Here is a 20,446-nt window from a genome sequence, read left to right as displayed (position 1 = left end):
TTCCGTCCGCAGCGTTCACGACAGCGTCTCCACGACCGTCGCGTTCGCCATGCCGCCGCCTTCACACATGGTCTGCAATCCCCAGCGGGCTCCCTCGCGACGCATGCGGTGCACCATCGTGGTCATCAACCGGGCGCCGGAAGCGCCGAGCGGATGCCCGAGCGCGATGGCCCCGCCCTGCGGGTTCGTCTTCGCCGGGTCGGCGCCGGTCTCCGCTAACCAGGCACCGAGCACCGCCGCGAACGCCTCGTTCACCTCGAAGGTATCGATCTCCTCGATCGACAGCTTCGCCTTGGCCAGCACATCCGCGGTCGCCGGGATCGGTCCGGTCAGCATCAGTATCGGGTCGGTGCCGACGACACTGAACGCGTGCAGACGCGCGAGGGGCTCGAATCCGAGCTCGCGCGCACGTTCGGCCGCCATCACCAAAACCGCTGCCGCACCATCGGAGATCTGCGACGCGGAGCCCGCGGTGTGCGCGCCGCCGAAGGCGGGCGCCAGCACGCCGAGCTTCTCCGTCGTCGTACCGCGACGGATGCCCTCATCGGCTGCGATCTTGTCGCCATCCGGCGTAGTGATGGCCACGATCTCGTCGGTGAACTCGCCCGCGTCCTGCGAACGCTGCGCACGGGCGTGTGATTCGGCGGAAAGCTCATCGAGGCGGCCACGGGACAGCTGCCAACGCTCGGCAATCCGGTCGGCACCGTCGCCTTGGCTGAATCGCCGCAGGCCATAACGCCGCTCCAGCGCCGGGCCGAGCGTGGATTCGACGTCTAGGCGGGCCGCGCCCATCGGAACCCGAGTCATCGACTCGACTCCCGCCGCGACCACAACATCCTGCATACCCGACATCACCGACGCGACCGCGAATTGGATTGCCTGCTGCGAGGACCCACATTGCCGGTCGACTGTCACGCCCGGGATCGCCTCGGGCCACCCCGCAGCGAGCGCGGCCATCCTGGCGATGTTTCCCGCTTGCTCACCCGCCTGCGAAACACAACCCATGATCACGTCATCGATCAGCGTCGGGTCCAGCCCACTGCGCCGCACCAGTGCGCACAGCACCTGACTCGCCAGGTCCACTGGATGAACATCCGCAAGGCCCTTGTCGCGGCGGCCGATCGGACTGCGTACCGCCTCGACGAGGACGACTTCACGCACGGTTCCCACCCTTCGAAACTGGAGTGCTCAGGTGGGAACAATTCAAGATCCCCTGGACGAGTCGAACAAGACAGCGTTGCCGATCCCAGCGACCGCAGCTGCCTATGTCTGGGAGAAAACAGGTGTTCAGCGTGAGTTACCGGCCGCGCCTCCTCGGTGCGGGCCCAGCCGTTTCCGGCAATCGACGCTGAGCTGTTCGCGAGATCCTGGAACTTCATTCCGCGGCGCCCTCCGAGTAGTCGAGTGCTACCTGCTCGGCGGGCGCTGCCTGCGTCCCACGGTCGTCGACGCCGGTGAGTTCGCTTGTCTTACTGTGCAATTGCGAGCCGAGCACATCGATCACCACCGCCATCGCGACCGCGACGACGGCCCTGATCCAAGAATCACAGGTCCAATTCGCGACGCCTGGCCACCGCGAACGGTTCTCTGCGAGTTCAGGCTGTCGAGGGTGCCGTCTTGTTGGCTGGAACCGGGGGGTGACGCAGGAACGGTTACGAAGTCGTCCAGGTCAGCTTTGGCCCTGTGACGCTGGATTGCCAGGCGAATCCGGGCCAAAATATGAAGTTCCGCCCGGTCGAGCTGAGATAATAGGACGAGCATCCACCGCTGTTCCATACGCTGCCGGCCAGCTTTCGATCTACCGAACCGGTGAATTCCCGCTAGATTTCGGGTCGAACGTCGAGGGCGGTGATGTGGTGGCGCTCGGCTCGGTCGATCGCGTCGGCGATGTATCGCACCTGGGCCTAGATCGTGACGGCCTGAGAGATATACAGCATCGAGCCAGGCGTTGACGAGTCCGCGCAGCAGGCTGTACGGCTGCCATGCGCGCGGCGCGAACGTCGCCGCCGCGCGGTGCTCGATGCCCGAGGCGATGCTACGGGCCGCATCAACCGAGGTGATCCGAGTGCGTAATGGCTTGGGCAGCAATGTATTCATCTCCTGCCCGAGATCATCGTCGTCCAGCGTCTTGTGAGTCAGCGCTGTGTCGACTATTCCGAGATAGGCGATGCCGGCGGTGGCACCGTGGGGCGCGAGCTCCGCACGCAGCGCACGGCCGAGTTGCTCGACGGCCGCCTTGCTGATCATGTACGGCGCTCCGCCCATGCGTGGCGCGAAGGCAGCGCACGACGAAACCACAACCACATGTCCTGCCCCGGCGATGACGTGCGGCAAAGCCGGCTGGACGGTGTTGAACACGCCGGTGAGATTGATCGCGATGACACGATCGAACGCCCCGCCCGGCACGATGCGCAACGTTGCCGGTGGCGGCACGACGCCAGCGTTCGCAACTACGACATCACATCCGCCGAACCGCTGGACCGTTGCGGTGACGGCATCCCTCATGGCGTCGCGGTCGGCGACGTCGGTCGCGATCGGCAGCGCACGGTCGCCGAGCACAGCACTGGTGCGCTCGACCCACTCGCCGTCGATGTCGACCAGCGCCACGCAGGCGCCTCGGCTGTGCAGCACGGTGGCCAATTCACGACCGATCCCCTGCCCGGCTCGCACACGATGGATTACGCCTTTCGATGAATGAGGACAGATACGCGGTCGCTGGGAGGTCAACGGCAAGACCGCGGAATGGGAGTTGCCGGCGACCTTCCCGGTCCGCACCTGTTCGAGGCGGCGTGTCGTCCCCGTCCCGCAGCCCGTGGCATCGGTGTGCAGCGCCGAATACGCATTCGCACCGCCGGATACAGTGCGCGCACCGGCCACTACCTCTTGGTCCCGAATCGCGACAACAGTGCGGGCACTTTCGATGCGGCCATCAGGGTGCGGAACTGCCAGCTGTCGTCGCGTGGCAGCACACCGCCGCGCTGGGTCGCGTCCAGAAAGTCATAGAGGGTCTCCCCCTCCTCCATCAGCCCGTCGGCGTTGAAGTGATAGCGGTCCACGGCCGGGCACTGGATGAAACGCCCGTTGCCGTAGATCACCGGTGCGGACTCGTCGTACGGGTACAACCGCAGCGGGCCGGTCCAATGCCCGCTACCGATGTAGCGAATCATGGTGCGCACCCGACCCTCTGGTGTCACGTCCAAGTACACCTGGTTCGGCAGCGGGTCATATCGCCAGTCCGGGATCGCGTCGAAGAACGCGAAGTTGTACTTCACGAACTCGTCGATCCCCACGATCGTGCGCCCGAACGTCGTCACATCGGTATACCGGATGTCAGCGGAGTACAGCTCGTCGTTCACGCTCATATCGCGGACCAGGAAGCTCCACCAGTACTTCTTGGCCCATTCCATCACCCAGCTCAGGTCCGCCCCGAGCTTGCTGTAGAACTCCAGCTTGCGCTCGAAATCCTCGAACCACCGCAGGGTGCTGACCTGCAACTCGGCCTCTGGGATCGCCCGAATCGGCACCGCGCGATTGGAATTCAGAAATTCCGGAATCGGCTTGGACAGCCGCGGCTGCCGTAGAGCCTGTTGGAACTGTTCCTCGTTGAACATGGCGCACCTTTCACACGACCACTGCGGCGGCCACGATGTGGCGGCTCCGCACTCAAGATGAATCACACGATTCATATAGAATCGCATGATGTCAATGTAGTGGCGGATACCGGATGCGAGGATGGGGTTCGTGACCGAGACACCCAAACTCTGGCGCGGCCAGACTCTTCAGGACCGATCCGGCGAACGACGCGAACAACTACTCGATCACGCGTTCGACCTACTCGGCACTGCGGGCGCGAGTGCGGTTACCATGCGGGCGGTCATCCGGGAGGCGAATCTGAGTCCTCGGTACTTCTACGAAAGCTTCGACAACCGCGAAACTCTCCTGGCCGCAGTGTACGACCGCACCGAAACCGCTCTGTTCCAAGAGTTTTCAGCCATCGCACCGGATGCCGACCCGTCCGCTGCCATTCGGACGGCGTTGCAGGCATGCGCCGACTTCTTCGAGGAAGACCCGCGCCGCGCGCGTGTATTACTTCGTGAGCCCATGGCCGATGACTATCTGCGCCGCCACATCACCCAGCGGACCCCCTCGGTGTTCCGTGGCCTGGCACCCTTACTCGGCCCCGTTGCGGAAACCTTGTTCACCAGCAGCGACGAGTCGCTAGCCACCATCGGCACCGCCCTTGCCGGCGCGCTGACCGCCATATACCTCGAATGGACCGACGGACACCTGACGATCACCCGCGAACAGCTAGTGGACGATGCCGCCGGTATCGTCGTCGCACTACTCGGCATCGCTTTCCTTGGGCGACAGTAGAGTCGATCACGGCACCCCGGTCGCGCCACTCGTACCGCGACGATCTGAAAGTTGGCTGCCGGATTTCACGGGGACGATCGCGCGGCTTGCACCAGCGCGAAGATGATATCGACAGCCGCGTCGGTGATCCGGTCACGGCTGACGTCGACGTCGACCCATTCCAGATAGAGTGAGACCACGCGGCATCAACCAGTTAAAACAGCATCGGGCCGTGGCAACCCGATTCGACAAACTCGCTGTCGGCTAACAGGCCACGATCCACATTGCCGTGATCAACCAGTGGCTAAGACACTCGTGAGCAAGGACAGGCCCGTGGCCTGTCCTTGCTCCACTTCGAGACAAAACCTAGCCCACACCACGTTTGGCTGCGCGAGTCCAGGGCACTTCGCACAGCAGGACCCGCACACCCGAATCAAGCCTGTGTCGGTGTGGTCGAAGCAAGCGCGGCAGGCCGGCGAGAGGACCGAGTATGGCCGTTGACCCACAACGCTTCTTGGCGTTGCTCGACTACTCGATGTTCATCGTCACTTGCCGCGGCGGTGAGCAGCGGGCCGGGTGTCTGGTCGGGTTCGCGTCGCAGGTGAGTATCGAGCCCCCGCGCTTCCTGGTGTGCGTGTCGGTCGCGAACTTCACCAGCTGCGTGGCGACCGAGGCACGCCACCTCGCAGTGCACCTGGTCGCGCGGCACGACATCGGGCTCGCCCACCTGTTCGGGGAGACCACCGGCGATGACGTCGACAAGTTCGCGCGCTGCCGGTGGCGGGACGGGCCGTACCGAACACCGATCCTCGAGGAAGCCGCCGCTTGGTTCGTCGGCGAGATCATCGAGCGCGTGGATTTCGGCGACCACCGGGGGTATCTGCTCGAGCCCGTCGCTCTCGACACCCGGACGAGTGACGAAACCGATTCGCGGCTGGTCGGTTTCGCCGATGTGCGTGATTTCCATCCCGGCCACGACGCGTGAGAATGGTGCGCCTGGTAGGCGTGGAGCTCTTCCACGGGCTGTCGCGCCGAGAGCAGGAGTGCGGCGAGTCCGGCTGCCGCGGAAGGTGATTCGCCGCCCTCGGCCAGGCGCGGTCAGCTCGCGCAGGGCCGCTCGGCACTCCTCGAGGTCCTGTGCAACTCGAGGAGTCGTCGACGCAGACGAAAACTGGGCACTCCGGCGCCGCCGGTTCAGGCCGATGCACACACGGCGGTGTTCGGGCTCCGATCGAATCCGCACTCGCGGTGAAAGAGCTTCCTCGACCCGCGAGAGCGGTAGGCCAGCGCCTGGTTCGCCCCGGCTTCGGCGGCGACATCGCGGGTGCCGGCGGCCTCGACGCCCTGTTCGACCCGCGGACACGGGCGGCGGTGACGTTGGTGTAGTACATCTTTCGGTCGTTCGCCGCCTGTCGTGACCCGTGCGGCGACGCAGGACATCGGCTGACTCCCCCGCCAGCCGCGACGCGATGTGACCCACGACGGGAAGCAGAGAACTCCGCGCCGATCCGAGGCGGCACCCGATGGTCGGTTCTCGGTCGGCGCCTGGTTGCATGGATTTCCACACAGGAGGTGAGCGAGCGACTATGACCAGTGCGGACAATGTGATGCGGGACCACCCTCTCGATATCGAGTTCGTTCGTGGTGCCGCCGAGTTGGCACCGACCGAGCGCGGGTGGCTTCCGCACCGCCTGCCCGCGGCGGCTCGCGCGCAGTGCGCGGATCCGCAACTGGTGGGTGCGCAGGCACAACCGTCGGGTGTGCGGTTGGTGTTTCGTACCAGCTCAACGGTGATCGAGCTCGACCTGCTGCGCACGCGAAACGCCATTGTCGGGGTGCCCGATCGTCCGGACGGGACGGTCGATCTGCGGGTCGACGGGAAACTCGCGCAGCGGGTCACTACAACGGGTGGCGATGTGGTGCGCGCGAATCTCTCCACCGGGCAGGTGGAGATCGAGCACGGACCCGTCGGCACCGTGCGGTTCGCCGAATTGCCCGCGCACGACAAGGACATCGAGATCTGGTTGCCGCACTACGAGCGCATCGAGCTCGTCGCGCTGCGGACCGACGCGCCGATCACGCCCGCGTCGATCGGAAATCGACGCGTCTGGTTGCACCACGGGAGCTCGATCAGTCAGGGGTCGAATGCCGCGAGCCCCAGCACCACGTGGGTCGCACTGTCGGCGGCCAGCGGCGATGTGGAGCTGATCAATCTCGGACTCGCGGGCAGCGCGATGCTCGACCCGTTCACCGCGCGCACGATGCGCGATACCGCCGCCGACCTGCTCAGCGTGAAGATCGGTATCAATATCGTCAACGGCGACGTCATGCGGCTGCGCGCCTTCGGTCCCGCGGTACACGGGTTCTTGGATACCGTCCGCGACGGACACCCCGACGCGCCGTTGCTCGTGGTCGGCCCGCTGTACTGCCCGATCCACGAGAACGCCCCCGGCCCAGGCATGTTCGATGTGGAGGCGCTGCGTGTGGGCCGGGTTCGGTTCCTGGCGACCGGCGACCCCGCCGAGGTTCCCCGCGGCAAACTCACCCTGAAGGTGGTTCGCGAGCAACTCGCCGACCTCATGGCCACGCGCATGGCCGACGACCCGAATCTGCATTACCTCGACGGTCTCGAGCTCTACGGCCCCGACGACTCCGCCGCACACCCGCTGCCGGACAACCTGCACCCCGACGCGGCGACACACGAGCTGATCGCGACACGTTTCGCGCAGCTGGCGTTCGACAAGACCGGGGCATTCGGCCAGCACTGACCCGCGCGATAGCCTGCGTCACAACGCGTGCCACGCGACTGCCCGGTACCGCGCGCTCGGCAGGCCCGCGTGCACGGAATCGGTCGCCACCGACTTCGGCGACCTACGCTGGGCGCGTCGGCAGTGTCCACCGAACGGCGCGAGACCACGTATCCGGCAGCGACCACGACGCCGTCGATGCACAAGCCGCACGACTTCGAGTGCAGCCCCCGCAAGCCGTCCGGTCGGTTCAGGACCGAGCGCGGCAATCGTGATCACGACACCGGAGGATGCCGAGGCCTTCCGGCGACTGCTGGGTCACCAGGGCGAAACCGGTGGTCAAGAAGGCGAATCCGGTCAACAGCGCGGTCGCCCAGTTGCTCGCCGCGTGGACCGAGCGCGGTGTCACTTCGATGCTGCTGTCTTGCATGGAATCGATTGCCCAAGAATCTCTTTCGAACATCGCCGCGAGTTTTCCACGGCGATCGCACTCAGCGAGCGTGCCCGGGACCAGCACTAACGGGGACGGTCAGCGCAGATGTCGGGCCACACCGTCAGCGCGCGGCGGGAAGGGAGACTGGACCACACCGCGCGAGCGACCGCCCTGTACCCCGTCGAAACTCACCGTGCCCACTGTGCACCGACAGAACTCGACGCGCAGCCAGCCGGAAGCGGTGCCGCATGCCGGTCGAGCGAAGTGACCACGCGTTCGCCACGCGCTGCCCTGAGTCGACGGCCGAGACAACCCCGCGACCAGCACAACAAAAGGTCCGGCACCGCGGCGGTGCCGGACCTTCGACAGCAAGTGCGGCGATCAGCCTGCGGCGACCTCGCTGCGATCCCCACTCCACAGTGTGTGGAACTTGCCTTCGCTGTCGACACGTTCGTAGGTGTGCGCGCCGAAGAAGTCGCGCTGGCCCTGGGTGAGCGCGGCGGGCAGGCGTTCGGCACGCAACGCGTCGTAGTACGACAGCGATGACGCGAACGCGGGCACCGGAATTCCGAGCAGGGTGGCGCTGGACACGACGCGCCGCCAGCTGTCGATGGCGGTTTCGATCGCCTCACGGAAGTACGGGGCGAGGATGAGGCTCGGCAGGGTGGGGTCCTGCGCGTAGGCCTCCTTGATCCGGTTCAGGAAGCGAGCGCGGATGATGCAACCACCGCGCCAGATGGTCGCCATGTCACCGGGGTGCAGGTCCCAACCGTATTCGACACTGCCCGCGACGATCTGGTCGAAACCCTGCGCGTAGGCGACAACCTTCGAGGCATACAGCGCCTGCCGGATGTCCTCGGTGAATTGCGCTACGTCGGTGGGCTTTTCGGCCAACTGGCCCGACGCGAGACCGACGGCGGCCTTGCGCTGCGCCCGCGAACCCGACAGCGCCCGTGCGAACACCGCTTCGGCGATGCCGGTCACCGGGATACCGAGGTCGAGCGCGGCTTTCACGGTCCAGCGACCGGTGCCCTTCTGCTCGGCCGCGTCCACGATCACGTCGACCAGCGGCTTGCCGGTCTTCGCGTCGACCTGCTCGAGCACCTGCGCGGTGATCTCCACGAGGTAGCTTTCGAGATCGCCCGAGTTCCACTGCGTGAAGACGTCCGCGATCTGCTTCGCGTCGAATCCGAGTGCGTCGCGGAACAATTGGTAGGCCTCGCCGATCAACTGCATGTCGGCGTATTCGATGCCGTTGTGCACCATCTTCACGAAGTGGCCGGAGCCGTCGGGACCGATATGGGTGCAGCAGGGGGTGCCGTCGACCTGTGCGGCGATCGACTCCAGCAGCGGCCCCAACGACTCGTAGGACTCCTTCGGGCCACCGGGCATGATCGCGGGCCCGTTGAGCGCGCCCTCCTCACCGCCGGAGATTCCCGCGCCGACGAAGTTGAGTCCACGCTCCCGCATCGCCGCTTCGCGCCGGATGGTGTCGGTGTAGAGCGCGTTGCCACCATCGATGATGATGTCGCCCTGCTCCATCGCGTTCGCTAATTCCTCGATCACGGCGTCGGTGGCCTCGCCCGCCTTCACCATGATCAGCACGCGGCGCGGCTTCTCCAGTGCGCCGACGAATTCCGCGATCGTCTCGGTGCGCACGAATTCGCCGTCGGCGCCGTGTTCGGCGAGCAGGGCATCGGTTTTGGCCACGCTGCGGTTGTGCAACGCCACCGTGTAGCCGTGCTTGGCGAAGTTTCGGGCGATATTGCTGCCCATGACCGCCAGGCCGGTGACGCCGATCTGGGCGCGCGCTGTAGAGGTCGCCATGAATCCGCTCTCTTCGTTCGACAGGGGCAAAAGGGGTGACCGCGCGAAGGCCCGGCCACGAACCTTTCTACCCCGTCGGCGGCGGCAAAGGCGAACACCACGACCACCACGAGCTCGCCGACCACACGGGAGGCTCACCACCGACTCAACGAGCGAGGTCGGCGCGCCTTACTGGTTGTCGATTCGTTCTTTCGTTTGTCCCGCACCACTGGTGGGAGCCGCGGGTCCGAGGCGGTCTTCAGGTGCGGATTGTCTGTCAGCTCGCACCCGGCTCGATGTCGAGGGGTAGGTGGTTACACCAGGGTGATCCGCTGGTGTCGCGGCATCCCGGGGGCCGCACCCGTTGTCGCTGTCACTCCAGAATGGCGCGGGCGGGTCCTGCCACGTCCGCGACCGTCGGTCGGACCTCGGCGAGCTGGCACAACAACTCGAGATCGTCGAGCAATTCGGCGTCGTCCTCGTCGAAGACGTTCGGGTCATCGATGCCCATCACGGCCAGGGCTTCCTCGATCACCCACGGTTCGGCTCCCCACACCCCGCTCGGCAAGCCTTCATCGAACTCGGCCAGGGTCTGTCCGTCCCGGCTGACCAGAAATAGCTGGTCGGCGTTGATGCTGCAATAGCTCGAGACCGCGAAGGTTCCCTCGGATAGTTCCGGTTGCGAGGCCCCCTCGCCACCGTCCTCGACGATCAGGGTGTGCGGGCCGAGCCCGAACGCGGCGACCACCCGGTAAACGACGCTGTCCTCGCGAGCCAGCTGGAGTTCGGCCCAAGTGGTCGTGATGATCCGGCTCTCGTCGATCCCGTAACGGCGCAGCGCCTCGTCCGGATCCACGTGGTGAATCACAGTGACGCTGTAGGCGTAGTCCAAGTCCTCCAGTCCGACCTCCATCCACGGGTGTGTCACGTCGGACTCGTCGGGGGGTTCGGGCAGATCGGTCACGAGATTCGGAGTCCCTTTCTGGCGCAACAGATATAACTGTGGGAATCATCGCACGCATGACCGACAACCGCGGACCCGAGAACGTGGTGGGCTGCGCAGCGCCAGGTACTGAGCCGCCACAGGCGGGAGATCGAAACGGAACATAGGCCTTGTTCGATCAGTACCCACGCATCGAACCCGAAGTTGTTGTGCCACAGGTGAATAGCCAATCAGAAACCTCGGCCGTTTCGCCGTTGGCGAAATGATCCCCCGGCGCGTCGATGTCTGCTTACGCTGACCCCGTAACCGAGACAACCGCGAGGGGACGTATGGAGACCATCACCGGTACCGCCGCGGGGGTACCGTTCACCGCGCTGCCACCGGCCGAGGGCACCACGGGTTCCGCACCACTGATCGTGACCTGGCACATGTTGGACGCACCGCGCACCGATCCGGCCTTCGCGGCCGCTCTGCCCATGGCCGGGGTTCCCGCGTGGCGGGTGCATCTCGGGATGCCGATGTGTGGCGCGCGGATGGTCGACGGCCGCGTCGATGCCGTCCTCGAACTCATCCGCGAGGACCCACTGCTGGCCTACCTCGCCCCGTTCCTCTACCAAGCCGCCGACGAATTCCCCGCCGCCCTGGCCGCCGTGCGCGATCAATTGCCGGTCGACGACGGTCCCGTCGCGATCCTCGGCGGGTCACTCGGCGGGGCCGTAGCGTTGGAAGTGCTTGCCAGAGCGGAGATTCCGCTCGCGGCGGTCGCATTGGTCAATCCGGCGGTCCGAATACGGTCCGCGGTCGAACTCATCGAAACCGGGTTCGGGCAGCCGTATCCGTGGACCGAAGCGGCCACCGAGACCGCCGACGCCCTGGACTACGTGCGTCGGTTCGCCGACCGTGACACGACGCCGCCGCTGCTGCTGGTCAGCGGGGAACTCGACCATCCCGCCTTCCGAGCAGACGCGAACGACCTGGTCGATGTGCTGCGCAAGCACCACTCGACACCGGAGGACGTCGAGTTGACGACGGTCGCGAACCTGGCGCACCCGCTGGCCGAGGAACCCGGCCTGGCACCGGCACCACAGCTACCCACCGCCGCGGCGGTCGACGCGATCCTCACGCGGTGGTTCATCGAGCGACTCACCGCACGGTGAACGATTACGTGCGGTGAACGATTACTCGACCAGGTTCTCGCTCTTCAGCCAGTCGTAGGCGACATCGGAGGGATCCTCGCCGTCGATGTCGACGCGGGCATTGAGATCCTGCATCAGGTCTTCGGTGAGGTGTTCGGAGATCGTCGCGATCAGGGGCCGCAGCTGCGGATACTGCTGGAGGATGGATTCGCGCACCACCGCCGTGCCGCTGTAGGGCAGGAAGAACTTCTTGTCGTCGTCGAGCACCTGCAATTTCAGGTTCTTGACGCGACCGTCGGTGGTGTAGACCATGCCGAAGTTGCAGGGCGATCCGTTGGAGGTCGCGGTGTAGACGACACCGGCGTCCATCCGCGTCACATTGCCCGAGGGCACACCGTTCGGGCCGTTGTAGGGAATGCCGTACTTCTCCAGCATCGGAATGAAACCGTCGGAGCGACTGAAGAATTCGTCGTCGACACAGAAGGTCCGGTCGGCGACCGGCAGCGCGGCGACGTCCGAGAGCGACTTCACGTTCAACCGCTGCGCCGTCGGCGTCGACGCGGCGAAGGCGTAGGTGTTGTTGAAGTTGGCGGGCGGCAACCATTCCAACTGGTAGTCGCGCTGCTCCACCTCGTTGACCCGCTTCCAGAGTTCGTTCGGGTCGACGATCGTCTCGGTCTCGTTGTGGTAATTCACCCACCCGGTGCCGGTGTACTCCCAGAGCACGTCGGCGTCACCGTTGAGTTGCGCCTGCCGCGACGATGCGGAACCCGGCGCCCCGGTGAGGTCGGCGACGTTCGCGCCCGCGGCGCCGAGATAGGTCGCGGTGATCTTGCCGAGCAGCACGCCCTCGGTGAAGCTCTTCGAGGTGACGGTCAGCTTGGCGCCGGCCAGCGGTTGCTCACCGCCGGGCAGGCGCGCCTCGTGGAACTTCCCCGACGAACTCACCAACCCGCATCCCGCGAGCATGGCCGTCGTCGTGACCAACGCACACAACAGGGTGATCAGTCGGGCTCGTGGCGCTCTCATGAGATACCTCGCGGGGTCGCGGCCAGTTCGACTAGTCGGCCGAGCCAGTCGATGATCAGTGCCAACAGCCCCACCAGGATCGCGCCGGAGATCAGCAGTTTCGGCAGAAACAGGGTGACGCCGGTGGTGATGAGCGTGCCGAGGCTGGTCGCGCCGATGAAGGTGCTCAGGGTCGCGGTGCCGACCAGGATCACCAGCGCGGTACGCACACCGTTGAGGATCACCGGCACCGCCAACGGCAATTCGACCTGCACCAACGTTCTCGTCCCCGAGTAACCGATGCCGCGCGAGGCCTCGATGGTGCGCTGGTCCACCTGCCGCAGGCCCGTGATGGTGTTCTGCAGAATCGGCAGGACCGCGTACACGACCAGGCCGACCACCGCGGTGCGGAATCCGGTCCCCAACCAGAAGGTGAACAAGACCAGTAGACCCACGGCGGGCGCGGCCTGACCGATGTTCGCGATATTGACCGCGACCGGCTCGAACCGCTTCACCGAGGGCCGAGTCAGCAAGATACCCAGGGGAATCGCGATGACGACCACGATGAGCGTGGCGACCACGGTGAGCTTGATGTGCTCGAGGATCGTGGTCTGCAAATTGGACCACTGCAGCGACGCCTGTTCGGTCGCGGTGAACGTCGTCGATCGGTACCAGATGGCGTAGCCGATGCCGATGACGAGAATGATCAGCGGTTCCAGCCAGACGTCGAACGGGACGGTGCGCAGGCGGCTCATGACGGTTCGGCCGATCCCGCTTCGGTGGCCGGCTGGCGGCCTTCGTCCTCACCCTCGGCGGCGATCACCGGGGTCGGTGTGGGATCGGTGCCGTCGACGTAGGTTTCGTAGGACGGCGCTTCTTCCTCGGAGCGCACGTCGGCGAGCTTGGTGCGGATCGTGTCGGTCACCGACGCGATGCCGAGCGAGCCGACGACCGCGCCGCGTCCATCGGTGACCAGCGCGGCACCCTGACTCGCGGCGAGCATCGCGTCCAGTGCGTCGTTGAGGGTCGAGGACCGCGCGACGACGGGCAGTCGCCGATCGAGATAGTCGGAAACCTCGGGTTTGGTCGCGAGCTCGGTGAGCGAGGGCCACGACCGTGGTCGTCCCGCCGCGTCCACGACAACGACCCAGGTGTGTCCTGCCGCCTTCGCGCGGTCGATCACGCCCTGGGCGGGTTCGCCGACGCGCGCGGTGATCACCTCGTTGGATTCGACGTCCTTCACTCGCTGCACGGTGAGGTAGGCCAGCTTCGCACCGGAGCCGACGAAATCCTCCACGAACGGCGTAGCCGGATCGGTGAGGATTTCCTCGGGCCGCGCGTACTGCTCGATGTGGCCGCCCTCGGACAGGATCAGCACCTTGTCGCCGAGCTTGGTGGCTTCCTCGAAGTCGTGGGTGACCACGACGATGGTCTTGCCGAGTTCGTGTTGGATCGCGATCAGGCTGTCCTGCAAGCGAACACGGGTGAGTGGGTCGACCGCGCCGAACGGTTCGTCCATCAGCAGCACGGGCGGGTCGGCGGCAAGCGCTCGCGCGACACCGACGCGCTGCTGCTGTCCGCCGGACATGTCCTTGGGCAACCGGTCGGCGAAGACGGTGGGGTCGAGGCCGACCAGGTCGAGCAGGTATTCGGTGCGTTCGGCGATGCGCTTCTTGTCCCAGCCGAGCACCCGTGGGATGGCGCCGACATTGCGCGCCACCGACCAGTGCGGGAAAAGGCCGCCGGACTGGATGACGTACCCGATCGACTGCCGCAGCTTGTCGGGGTCTTCTTTCGTGACGTCGCGGCCACCGATGAAGATTCGGCCCTCGCTCGGCTCGATCAACCGGTTGATCATCTTGAGCGTGGTGGTCTTGCCGCAGCCGGATGGGCCGACGAACGCGACGATATCGCCCGCTTCGATCTCGAGGTCCAGCCGCTCGACGGCCGGAACATCCTGGCCGGGATAACGTTTGACGATCGAGTCCAGCGTGATGGAGGCACCGGTTACTGTGCGACCCGGTGTCGTCGGAGCGGCCTGGCTTGTCACACCATCGGTCATTGCAGTCCCTTTGCGATCGTGAGGCGTCCGAGCAGGACGAGGAGCGCGTCGAACACCAACGCGATGATGACGATGAGGATGGTGCCCGTCAGCGCCATCTCGAGCGCGTTCGCTCCGCCGAGCCGCGACAGTCCGTTGAAGATCAACGAACCGAGGCCGGGGCCGAGGACGTAGGCGACGATGGCCGCGACGCCGACGATCATCTGCGTCGAGACCCGGATTCCGGTGAGGATCACCGGCCACGCGATCGGCAGCTCAACGGTGAGCAGAATGCGCCACCGCGAAAGCCCGATGCCGCGAGCCGATTCCACGACCGTGGCCGGCACCGAACGCAATCCGACGATCGCGTTGCCGATTACCGGCAGTGCCGCGAAGAACGCCAGCATGACAAACGACGGGACGACGCCGAGCCCGAACGGCACCAGCAGCAGTGCCAGCAGTGCCAGCGCCGGAATCGTCAGCGCGACGCGGCTGGAGGTGAGCGACAGCGCGGACAACACCGGCAATCGATACACCGCCACCGCGATGGCAACGGCGACAATGGTTCCGACCAGCACCGTCTGAAATGCCAGGGAGGCATGCTGATACGTGAGGAAGGTCAATAATTCGCCGCGTCCTTGGACGTAGCTCCATAAGTTCACGGGACTCCCATCACCCGAAGGCAGGCCGGATCCGGTCGGTGCGCAGTCGCCGAGCACAAGCCGCCATAGCGTAATCGACGTTGCTCGTTCGGCTCAGGATGGCACGTTGCCGATGACGCACAGCGCGACAATACGGTGCGCATCCGTCGACAATCGCGTTGTTGCACGCCTTCGATGCGCTCGGCCCCTTTCCCTCGAAGCTCATACTCGGCCCAAATCAAACTAGCCCACCATAGACACGGCCAGCATTACATTCATCCCGAGCGAAATCCGCGCGGTCACGGTGACAACGTGCGAGCGGCCACATTCGCCGACCTCGTACGCTGTCGGAACCGAACGGTGTTTCGGTGAATTACCGCCATGGACCAGCGAAGAAAGGGCACACCGCATGATCCTCGACGAGGAACCCCTGCTTCGCTCGCGCGGCTTGTACATCGACGGGCATTGGGTGCGCGCGGGCGCGGGCGGTACCCGCGAAATCACCGATCCCGCCGACGACACGGTGATCGCGGTCGTCGACGAAGCCGATCACGACGATGTGCGCAGCGCGGTCGCCGCGGCCCGCTCCGCGTTCGCCGCGGGCAGGTGGTCGGCGACCCCCGCCACCGAACGGGCCGACTACCTGGTGCGTATCGCGGACCTGCTCGAGCAGAATCGGGACGCGATCGCACGCATCGAGACCCTCGACACCGGAAAAACGCTGCGCGAGAGTCACATCGACATCGACGACGTCATCGCCGTGTTCCGCTACTACGCGACGCTGGCCGAGGCGAGCACCGAACGCCGGGTCGATACCGGCAATCCGGCCGTGCTCAGTCGAGTGGTCGCCGAACCGATCGGGGTGTGCGCGCTCATCGCGCCGTGGAACTATCCGTTGTTGCAGATGTCGTGGAAGATCGCGCCCGCACTGCTCGCCGGATGCACCATGGTCGCCAAGCCGAGCGAGGTCACGCCGCTGAGCACCGTCGCGCTGGTGGCATTGATCGATCGCGCGGGGGTGCCCGCGGGGGTCGTGAATCTGGTGCAGGGCGGCGGTGAGGTGGTGGGTTCGGCGCTCACCACCACCCCGGAGGTCGACCTCATCTCCTTCACCGGGGGCGCGGCCACCGGCACGAAGATCGCGCGCAACGCGGCCGAGCACATCACCAAGGTCGCCTTGGAACTCGGCGGAAAGAATCCGCATATCGTTTTCGCCGACGCCGAGTTCGACACCGCCGTCGATGCCGTGCTGACCGGTGTTTTCCTGCATTCCGGACAGGTGTGTTCGGCGGGGACCCGCCTGATCGTGCACGAATCCGTCGCCGATGATTTCGTCGCCGAGCTCGCCCGCCGCGCGGCCCGCATTCGTGTGGGTCCCGGTATCGATCCTTCGTCACGGACCGGTCCGCTGGTTTCGCGGCAGCAGCGGGCGAAAGTGGAGGCGTATGTCGCGCTCGGCATTTCCGAAGGCGCGACGCTGGTCGCCGGAGGAAAGCGCCCGGCCGATCCCGCATTGGCGCACGGAAGCTATTACCTGCCCACCATTTTCGACAATTGTCACCGGGATATGCGCATCGTCCAGGAGGAGACCTTCGGGCCGATTCTCACGGTGGAACGATTCGCCACCGAGGACGCGGCGATCGCGCTGGGCAACGACACGGCATACGGCCTGGCCGCGGGGATTCGTACCGCCGATCCGGTCCGTGGTGAGCGCGTGGCGCGAGCGCTGCGGCACGGCACCGTGTGGCTCAACGACTTCGGCTATTACACACCAGCCGCCGAATGGGGCGGGTTCGGCCGCTCCGGCATCGGCAGAGAACTCGGACCGGGTGGCTTGGCCGAATACCAAGAGCACAAGCACATCTGGCACAACACCGCGCCGACGGTCGAGGGCTGGTTCGCCGACTGACCCGCGACCGGGCCGCTTCCCGAGTTGGGATCGACACCGGTACCGAGACCCTGCCGCGTTCGGGCCGAAATTTCTGGCCATGCCGGTGGCGGCGCTCTGGAACGCGCGTCCGTGACACACTGCGAACTCACAACCATCCCACCGCACCGCGCGGCGGGAACAGTCTTTCGGAGGTGGACCGTGCCTGAACGACCGATGACAGTGTCGGACAGCATTGTGATCGACGCCGACCCGACCACGCTCTACGACCGCATCAGTGATGTCACGCAGATGGGGTCGTGGAGTCCGGAGAATCGGGGGGCGAAGATCGCGCAGCCGAGGGCGGCGGCCTATGTGGGGATGGTGTTCGAAGGGCACAACAAGCGCGGCGCGTTTCGGTGGTCCACGCGGTGCACGGTCACCGCGGCCGACCCCGGTGCGCGCTTCGCGTTCCGCGTGCACGTCATCGGTGTCGGCAAACCCCTCCTGCACGGCCGGATCGCCAATTGGGAGTACCGATTCGAACCCGAAGCCGGTGGTACGCGCGTCACCGAGACCTGGAACGACGACAGGACCAACTGGCCCGACAGGGTGGCAGGAGTCTTCGACCGCATCGTGACCAGAGGCAAGACCTTCGCGGACTTTCAGCAGAAGAACATTCACCTCACCCTGCGCAACCTCAAGCGCGTGATCGAAACCGACGCCACGACGAGTTGAGCATCGCCGAGGCGTCGCACGCGGACCGGTGCACGCGCGCCGATTCGTGACAGAATCGCCCGATGCGTCACCGTTTCGTCCGTGCCATGAATTCGCCACGGCGAGAACCGTTCACCACGGCTTCTCCTGGCACCTCGACGGTGAGCACCCTCGACCGTTGGCTGGTGGCCCGCAGTGCCGGATTACGGCCGACCTCGGTCGACCGTGTGCTTCGCGCGCTGAGTACCAGTGCGGATCACAGCGTGTTGTGGTCGGCGGTGGCCGCCGGGTTGTTCGTCGCGGGCGGGCGCGCACAGCGTCGCGGTGCGGTGCGCGGGCTCCTGGCGGTCGGGGTGGCGAGCACGCTGGCCAATGGTGTCGCCAAACCCTTGTTTCCGCGACGTCGACCACCCGCCGAGGCCGTCCCCTCCGTGCGTCGGCTGATCACACCGCCGGTGTCGTCGTCGTTTCCCTCCGGCCACGCCGCGTCCGCGGCCGCCTTCGCCACCGCGGTGGCCCTGGAGTCGCCGTCGACGGCCGCCGTGCTGGCACCCGTCGCCGCCGCCGTCGCGTATTCACGGGTGCACGTCGGGGTGCATTGGCCCTCCGATGTCGTGGTCGGTGCCGCGTTGGGCTGTGGTGTCGCGCTGGCCACCCGGCGGTGGTGGGCGGTGCGCGACGACGAGCCCGCGAGCGTCGGTCCGCAGAAACAGATCGACCCGTTGCCGCGCGGCGCGGGATTGCTGCTTGTGGTCAATCGGGCCTCCGGACAGGACGGTGACGACGAACTGTTCAGCCTCTTGCGTCGGCGGCTCAACGACGCGGAGATTCTCGAACTCGATCCGAATCTCGACCTCGAGGCACGGATCGATGAACGGATACGCGGCGGTCGGGTCACGGCACTCGGTGTGCTCGGCGGCGACGGCACCGTCTCGACGACGGCGCAATCCGCCGTGCGCCACGGTCTTCCCCTGGCGGTGTTTCCCGGTGGCACGCTGAATCATTTCGCGCGCGACATCGGCGTCGAGGACCCCGAGGCCACCTTGACCGCGCTGGAACAGGGCCATGTCGTGTTCGTCGACACCGCCGAGGTCCGGCTCGACAGCGCGGATCAGCGCTCGTTCGTCAACACGGCCAGCCTCGGTGGCTACCCCGATTTCGTCCGGTCGCGCGAGCGCTGGGAACATCGGATCGGCAAGTGGCCCGCGGCGGGGTTGGCGCTCTTGCGGGTACTGCGACACGCGAAGCCGGTCGACGCGGTGATCGACGGTGAGCGAGTCGCCCTGTGGATGCTGTTCGTCGGCAACGGCGCCTATCACCCCGCCGATCAGATCCCGATGTCGCGCCCACGCCTGCACGACGGCGTGCTCGATGTGCGATATCTGCGCGCGGACCGCCGCCTCTCGCGCACCCGCCTCGTCTGGGCGACATGGACGGGGACGCTGGGGTATTCGGGCACCTATGTGCATCGGCGCACGGCACGCTCGGAAATCGCGCTCGACGGGCATCCGGTGGCACTGGCCACCGACGGCGAGGTCAACCACCGCGCACGAACCCTCACCTTCACCAGTCGCCCCGCCGCGCTGACGCTGTTCGTGCCGCCCCCTACGGACGCCGAATAGCGGGCCCGACCCCGGCCCCGCCTATCGTGGTCGCATGCTGTCGACCGCACTCGCCGCGCTCCTGCTCGCGCTGATCGTCGCGATCGTGACCTGGGCGGTTGTCTCCGGACACAGCATGACGAGCTTCGATGTGCCCCTCATGAACTGGGCTGTCGAGCATCGGCACGGCTGGCTCGACACGGTGTTCACGGTGATCAGCACGCTCGGTGGCAGCGTCGCCATGTGGGTGCTGGCACTGATCGCCTGCGGTTGGTATGCCGCACACCGCCGTTGGCCGGAGTTCGCGGTGGTGGTCATCGCCGGCGTGGGAACGCTTCTACTGGTTCGTGTACTGAAGTATGTGGTCGATCGTGACCGACCGCCGTTGGCGATTCGGCTGGTCACGGTCGAGAATCAATCGTTTCCCTCCGGCCACAGCCTCGGATCGATCGGGGTGATCGGCATTCTCGTCGGCGTGTTCGTCCTGGGCGAGGCGCGCAGGTCCTCGCGCGCCGCACTCGTCACAGTCGCGGTCGTTTTCGTCGCGCTGGTCGGCGTCTCACGGGTGTATCTCGGCGTGCATTGGCCGACCGACGTTCTCGGCGGCTGGGCGATCGGCGCGTGGTGGGTCCTGCTCTGCCGCACCGGGTACCTGCGCTTTCGGTCGCGGGGGGACCGACTCGGCGGCGCCGCCGACCGCCGCGTCAGCTCTGCGCCCATCGACTGACGGTGAATTTGTCGCCCTCGCGGCGGATTTCGGCCGCGCCGGGACCGGCGAAGTGTGCGGGGATGATCAACTCGGCGGTGTCGGCTGCCCGTTCGAGCACTCGCCGCCGGGTGGCGGAGGCCGTCACCGGGTCCTCGAGGAATTGCACCGGGCTGTGCACCAGGTCGCCGACGAACACGGCGCGATCCGAACCGGAGGACAACCGCACCGGCGATGAGCCCGGTGTGCGACCGGGGCCCGCCTCCAGCACCAGGTTGTCGTCGATGCGAAAGCTGTTCTCCCACAAAACCGCCTTGCTCAGCACGGGAGCGATGCTGTCGGCGTAGACGAGTCGGCTGCCCGCACGGCGGCGACGGTGTCGCTCATCGCGGGCGACGGGCATGCGGTGCGCGTTGGCCGGGTCGTAGTAGTTCTGGGCAGGACTCG

General features: G+C 66.2%; 20 protein-coding genes. 8 read left to right on the top strand and 12 right to left on the bottom strand.

Features of this window, described 5'->3' with window-relative positions:
* Positions 1–15: 15 nt before the first annotated feature.
* From ABEA50_RS21510 to ABEA50_RS21495, 4 genes are all read right to left on the bottom strand, one after another.
* Complete coding sequence (locus tag ABEA50_RS21510; protein WP_345497396.1) at positions 16–1,161, bottom strand: thiolase family protein; 1,146 nt, start codon at positions 1,159–1,161, stop codon at positions 16–18.
* A 214-nt stretch (positions 1,162–1,375) separates the two neighbouring features.
* Positions 1,376–1,513: a hypothetical protein gene (locus ABEA50_RS21505; RefSeq protein ID WP_345497395.1), complete on the bottom strand. Its 138-nt coding sequence runs from the start codon at positions 1,511–1,513 to the stop codon at positions 1,376–1,378.
* The gene (locus ABEA50_RS21500; RefSeq protein WP_345497394.1) at positions 1,501–2,670 is read right to left on the bottom strand and encodes an SDR family NAD(P)-dependent oxidoreductase; all 1,170 of its coding nucleotides are present in this window, start codon (positions 2,668–2,670) and stop codon (positions 1,501–1,503) included. Before ABEA50_RS21500 ends, ABEA50_RS21505 begins: the two co-directional genes overlap by 13 nt.
* A gap of 206 nt (positions 2,671–2,876) precedes the next feature.
* Positions 2,877–3,611 carry a nuclear transport factor 2 family protein gene (locus tag ABEA50_RS21495; RefSeq protein WP_345497393.1) on the bottom strand — a complete coding sequence of 245 codons (735 nt, stop codon included), beginning with the start codon at positions 3,609–3,611 and terminating at the stop codon, positions 2,877–2,879.
* 121 nt (positions 3,612–3,732) lie between these two features.
* On the opposite strand from ABEA50_RS21495, the gene ABEA50_RS21490 reads away from it, so the two are divergent.
* From ABEA50_RS21490 to ABEA50_RS21480, 3 genes are all read left to right on the top strand, one after another.
* Positions 3,733–4,374, top strand: coding sequence for a TetR/AcrR family transcriptional regulator (locus tag ABEA50_RS21490; protein ID WP_425577682.1), 642 nt, complete (start codon positions 3,733–3,735; stop codon positions 4,372–4,374).
* 469 nt (positions 4,375–4,843) lie between these two features.
* Positions 4,844–5,338, top strand: a complete 495-nt coding sequence (locus ABEA50_RS21485; RefSeq protein WP_345497391.1) for a flavin reductase family protein — start codon at positions 4,844–4,846, stop codon at positions 5,336–5,338.
* Between the two features lie 601 nt (positions 5,339–5,939).
* Positions 5,940–7,121, top strand: a complete 1,182-nt coding sequence (locus ABEA50_RS21480; RefSeq protein ID WP_345497390.1) for a GDSL-type esterase/lipase family protein — start codon at positions 5,940–5,942, stop codon at positions 7,119–7,121.
* 229 nt (positions 7,122–7,350) lie between these two features.
* Here ABEA50_RS21480 and ABEA50_RS21475 read toward each other — a convergent pair whose 3' ends face one another.
* The 3 genes from ABEA50_RS21475 to ABEA50_RS21465 form a co-directional block, all read right to left on the bottom strand.
* Complete coding sequence (locus ABEA50_RS21475; protein WP_345497389.1) at positions 7,351–7,530, bottom strand: hypothetical protein; 180 nt, start codon at positions 7,528–7,530, stop codon at positions 7,351–7,353.
* Between the two features lie 384 nt (positions 7,531–7,914).
* Positions 7,915–9,360, bottom strand: coding sequence for an NADP-dependent phosphogluconate dehydrogenase (gene gndA / locus ABEA50_RS21470; protein ID WP_345497388.1), 1,446 nt, complete (start codon positions 9,358–9,360; stop codon positions 7,915–7,917).
* Between the two features lie 352 nt (positions 9,361–9,712).
* Complete coding sequence (locus ABEA50_RS21465) at positions 9,713–10,303, bottom strand: DUF6461 domain-containing protein (protein ID WP_345497387.1); 591 nt, start codon at positions 10,301–10,303, stop codon at positions 9,713–9,715.
* A gap of 308 nt (positions 10,304–10,611) precedes the next feature.
* On the opposite strand from ABEA50_RS21465, the gene ABEA50_RS21460 reads away from it, so the two are divergent.
* A complete protein-coding gene (locus tag ABEA50_RS21460; protein WP_345497386.1) occupies positions 10,612–11,439 on the top strand; it encodes an alpha/beta hydrolase family protein in 828 nt (275 codons plus the stop codon).
* Positions 11,440–11,460: 21 nt separating this feature from the next.
* On the opposite strand, the gene ABEA50_RS21455 is transcribed toward ABEA50_RS21460, so the two are convergent.
* From ABEA50_RS21455 to ABEA50_RS21440, 4 genes are read right to left on the bottom strand one after another with little or no spacing between them, the layout of a single operon-like run.
* Entirely contained in the window at positions 11,461–12,447 is a 987-nt protein-coding gene (locus ABEA50_RS21455) for a glycine betaine ABC transporter substrate-binding protein (RefSeq protein ID WP_345497385.1), read from the bottom strand.
* Positions 12,444–13,181 (bottom strand): ABC transporter permease, encoded by a 738-nt coding sequence (locus ABEA50_RS21450; protein WP_345497384.1) that lies wholly within the window; start codon positions 13,179–13,181, stop codon positions 12,444–12,446. Before ABEA50_RS21450 ends, ABEA50_RS21455 begins: the two co-directional genes overlap by 4 nt.
* Positions 13,178–14,488, bottom strand: a complete 1,311-nt coding sequence (locus tag ABEA50_RS21445) for an ABC transporter ATP-binding protein (RefSeq protein ID WP_345497383.1) — start codon at positions 14,486–14,488, stop codon at positions 13,178–13,180. Before ABEA50_RS21445 ends, ABEA50_RS21450 begins: the two co-directional genes overlap by 4 nt.
* On the bottom strand, positions 14,485–15,129 hold the full coding sequence (locus ABEA50_RS21440) for an ABC transporter permease (protein ID WP_345497382.1): 645 nt from the start codon (positions 15,127–15,129) through the stop codon (positions 14,485–14,487). Before ABEA50_RS21440 ends, ABEA50_RS21445 begins: the two co-directional genes overlap by 4 nt.
* Before the next feature lie 388 nt (positions 15,130–15,517).
* On the opposite strand from ABEA50_RS21440, the gene ABEA50_RS21435 reads away from it, so the two are divergent.
* From ABEA50_RS21435 to ABEA50_RS21420, 4 genes are all read left to right on the top strand, one after another.
* Positions 15,518–17,017, top strand: a complete 1,500-nt coding sequence (locus ABEA50_RS21435) for an aldehyde dehydrogenase family protein (protein WP_345497381.1) — start codon at positions 15,518–15,520, stop codon at positions 17,015–17,017.
* Between the two features lie 195 nt (positions 17,018–17,212).
* Positions 17,213–17,713: an SRPBCC family protein gene (locus ABEA50_RS21430; RefSeq protein WP_345497706.1), complete on the top strand. Its 501-nt coding sequence runs from the start codon at positions 17,213–17,215 to the stop codon at positions 17,711–17,713.
* Positions 17,714–17,799: 86 nt separating this feature from the next.
* Positions 17,800–19,314 (top strand): bifunctional phosphatase PAP2/diacylglycerol kinase family protein, encoded by a 1,515-nt coding sequence (locus ABEA50_RS21425; protein WP_345497380.1) that lies wholly within the window; start codon positions 17,800–17,802, stop codon positions 19,312–19,314.
* A 34-nt stretch (positions 19,315–19,348) separates the two neighbouring features.
* On the top strand, positions 19,349–20,020 hold the full coding sequence (locus tag ABEA50_RS21420) for a phosphatase PAP2 family protein (protein ID WP_345497379.1): 672 nt from the start codon (positions 19,349–19,351) through the stop codon (positions 20,018–20,020).
* On the opposite strand, the gene ABEA50_RS21415 is transcribed toward ABEA50_RS21420, so the two are convergent.
* Complete coding sequence (locus ABEA50_RS21415; protein WP_345497378.1) at positions 19,998–20,402, bottom strand: MBL fold metallo-hydrolase; 405 nt, start codon at positions 20,400–20,402, stop codon at positions 19,998–20,000. The two genes, ABEA50_RS21420 and ABEA50_RS21415, sit on opposite strands and share 23 nt — an antisense overlap.
* Between the last annotated feature and the right edge of the window lie 44 nt (positions 20,403–20,446).

It is taken from the genome of Nocardia callitridis (genome assembly GCF_039543305.1).
Taxonomy (GTDB): domain Bacteria; phylum Actinomycetota; class Actinomycetes; order Mycobacteriales; family Mycobacteriaceae; genus Nocardia; species Nocardia callitridis.
Note: the sequence above shows the minus strand (reverse complement) of the source record. Positions and strands in the feature narration are given on the sequence as shown.

What these genes read in the sequence shown, in the direction of transcription:
- ABEA50_RS21430 (WP_345497706.1), top strand. Translation starts at nt 17,213, where the DNA reads ATGACAGTGTCGGACAGCATTGTGATCGACGCCGACCCGACCACGCTC.
- ABEA50_RS21475 (WP_345497389.1), bottom strand. Translation starts at nt 7,530, where the DNA reads ATGCAAGACAGCAGCATCGAAGTGACACCGCGCTCGGTCCACGCGGCG.
- ABEA50_RS21450 (WP_345497384.1), bottom strand. Translation starts at nt 13,181, where the DNA reads ATGAGCCGCCTGCGCACCGTCCCGTTCGACGTCTGGCTGGAACCGCTG.
- ABEA50_RS21495 (WP_345497393.1), bottom strand. Translation starts at nt 3,611, where the DNA reads ATGTTCAACGAGGAACAGTTCCAACAGGCTCTACGGCAGCCGCGGCTG.
- ABEA50_RS21445 (WP_345497383.1), bottom strand. Translation starts at nt 14,488, where the DNA reads ATGACCGATGGTGTGACAAGCCAGGCCGCTCCGACGACACCGGGTCGC.
- ABEA50_RS21435 (WP_345497381.1), top strand. Translation starts at nt 15,518, where the DNA reads ATGATCCTCGACGAGGAACCCCTGCTTCGCTCGCGCGGCTTGTACATC.
- ABEA50_RS21460 (WP_345497386.1), top strand. Translation starts at nt 10,612, where the DNA reads ATGGAGACCATCACCGGTACCGCCGCGGGGGTACCGTTCACCGCGCTG.
- ABEA50_RS21420 (WP_345497379.1), top strand. Translation starts at nt 19,349, where the DNA reads ATGCTGTCGACCGCACTCGCCGCGCTCCTGCTCGCGCTGATCGTCGCG.
- ABEA50_RS21415 (WP_345497378.1), bottom strand. Translation starts at nt 20,402, where the DNA reads ATGCCCGTCGCCCGCGATGAGCGACACCGTCGCCGCCGTGCGGGCAGC.
- gndA (WP_345497388.1), bottom strand. Translation starts at nt 9,360, where the DNA reads ATGGCGACCTCTACAGCGCGCGCCCAGATCGGCGTCACCGGCCTGGCG.
- ABEA50_RS21485 (WP_345497391.1), top strand. Translation starts at nt 4,844, where the DNA reads ATGGCCGTTGACCCACAACGCTTCTTGGCGTTGCTCGACTACTCGATG.
- ABEA50_RS21455 (WP_345497385.1), bottom strand. Translation starts at nt 12,447, where the DNA reads ATGAGAGCGCCACGAGCCCGACTGATCACCCTGTTGTGTGCGTTGGTC.
- ABEA50_RS21505 (WP_345497395.1), bottom strand. Translation starts at nt 1,513, where the DNA reads ATGGCGGTGGTGATCGATGTGCTCGGCTCGCAATTGCACAGTAAGACA.
- ABEA50_RS21425 (WP_345497380.1), top strand. Translation starts at nt 17,800, where the DNA reads ATGAATTCGCCACGGCGAGAACCGTTCACCACGGCTTCTCCTGGCACC.
- ABEA50_RS21490 (WP_425577682.1), top strand. Translation starts at nt 3,733, where the DNA reads ATGGGGTTCGTGACCGAGACACCCAAACTCTGGCGCGGCCAGACTCTT.
- ABEA50_RS21480 (WP_345497390.1), top strand. Translation starts at nt 5,940, where the DNA reads ATGACCAGTGCGGACAATGTGATGCGGGACCACCCTCTCGATATCGAG.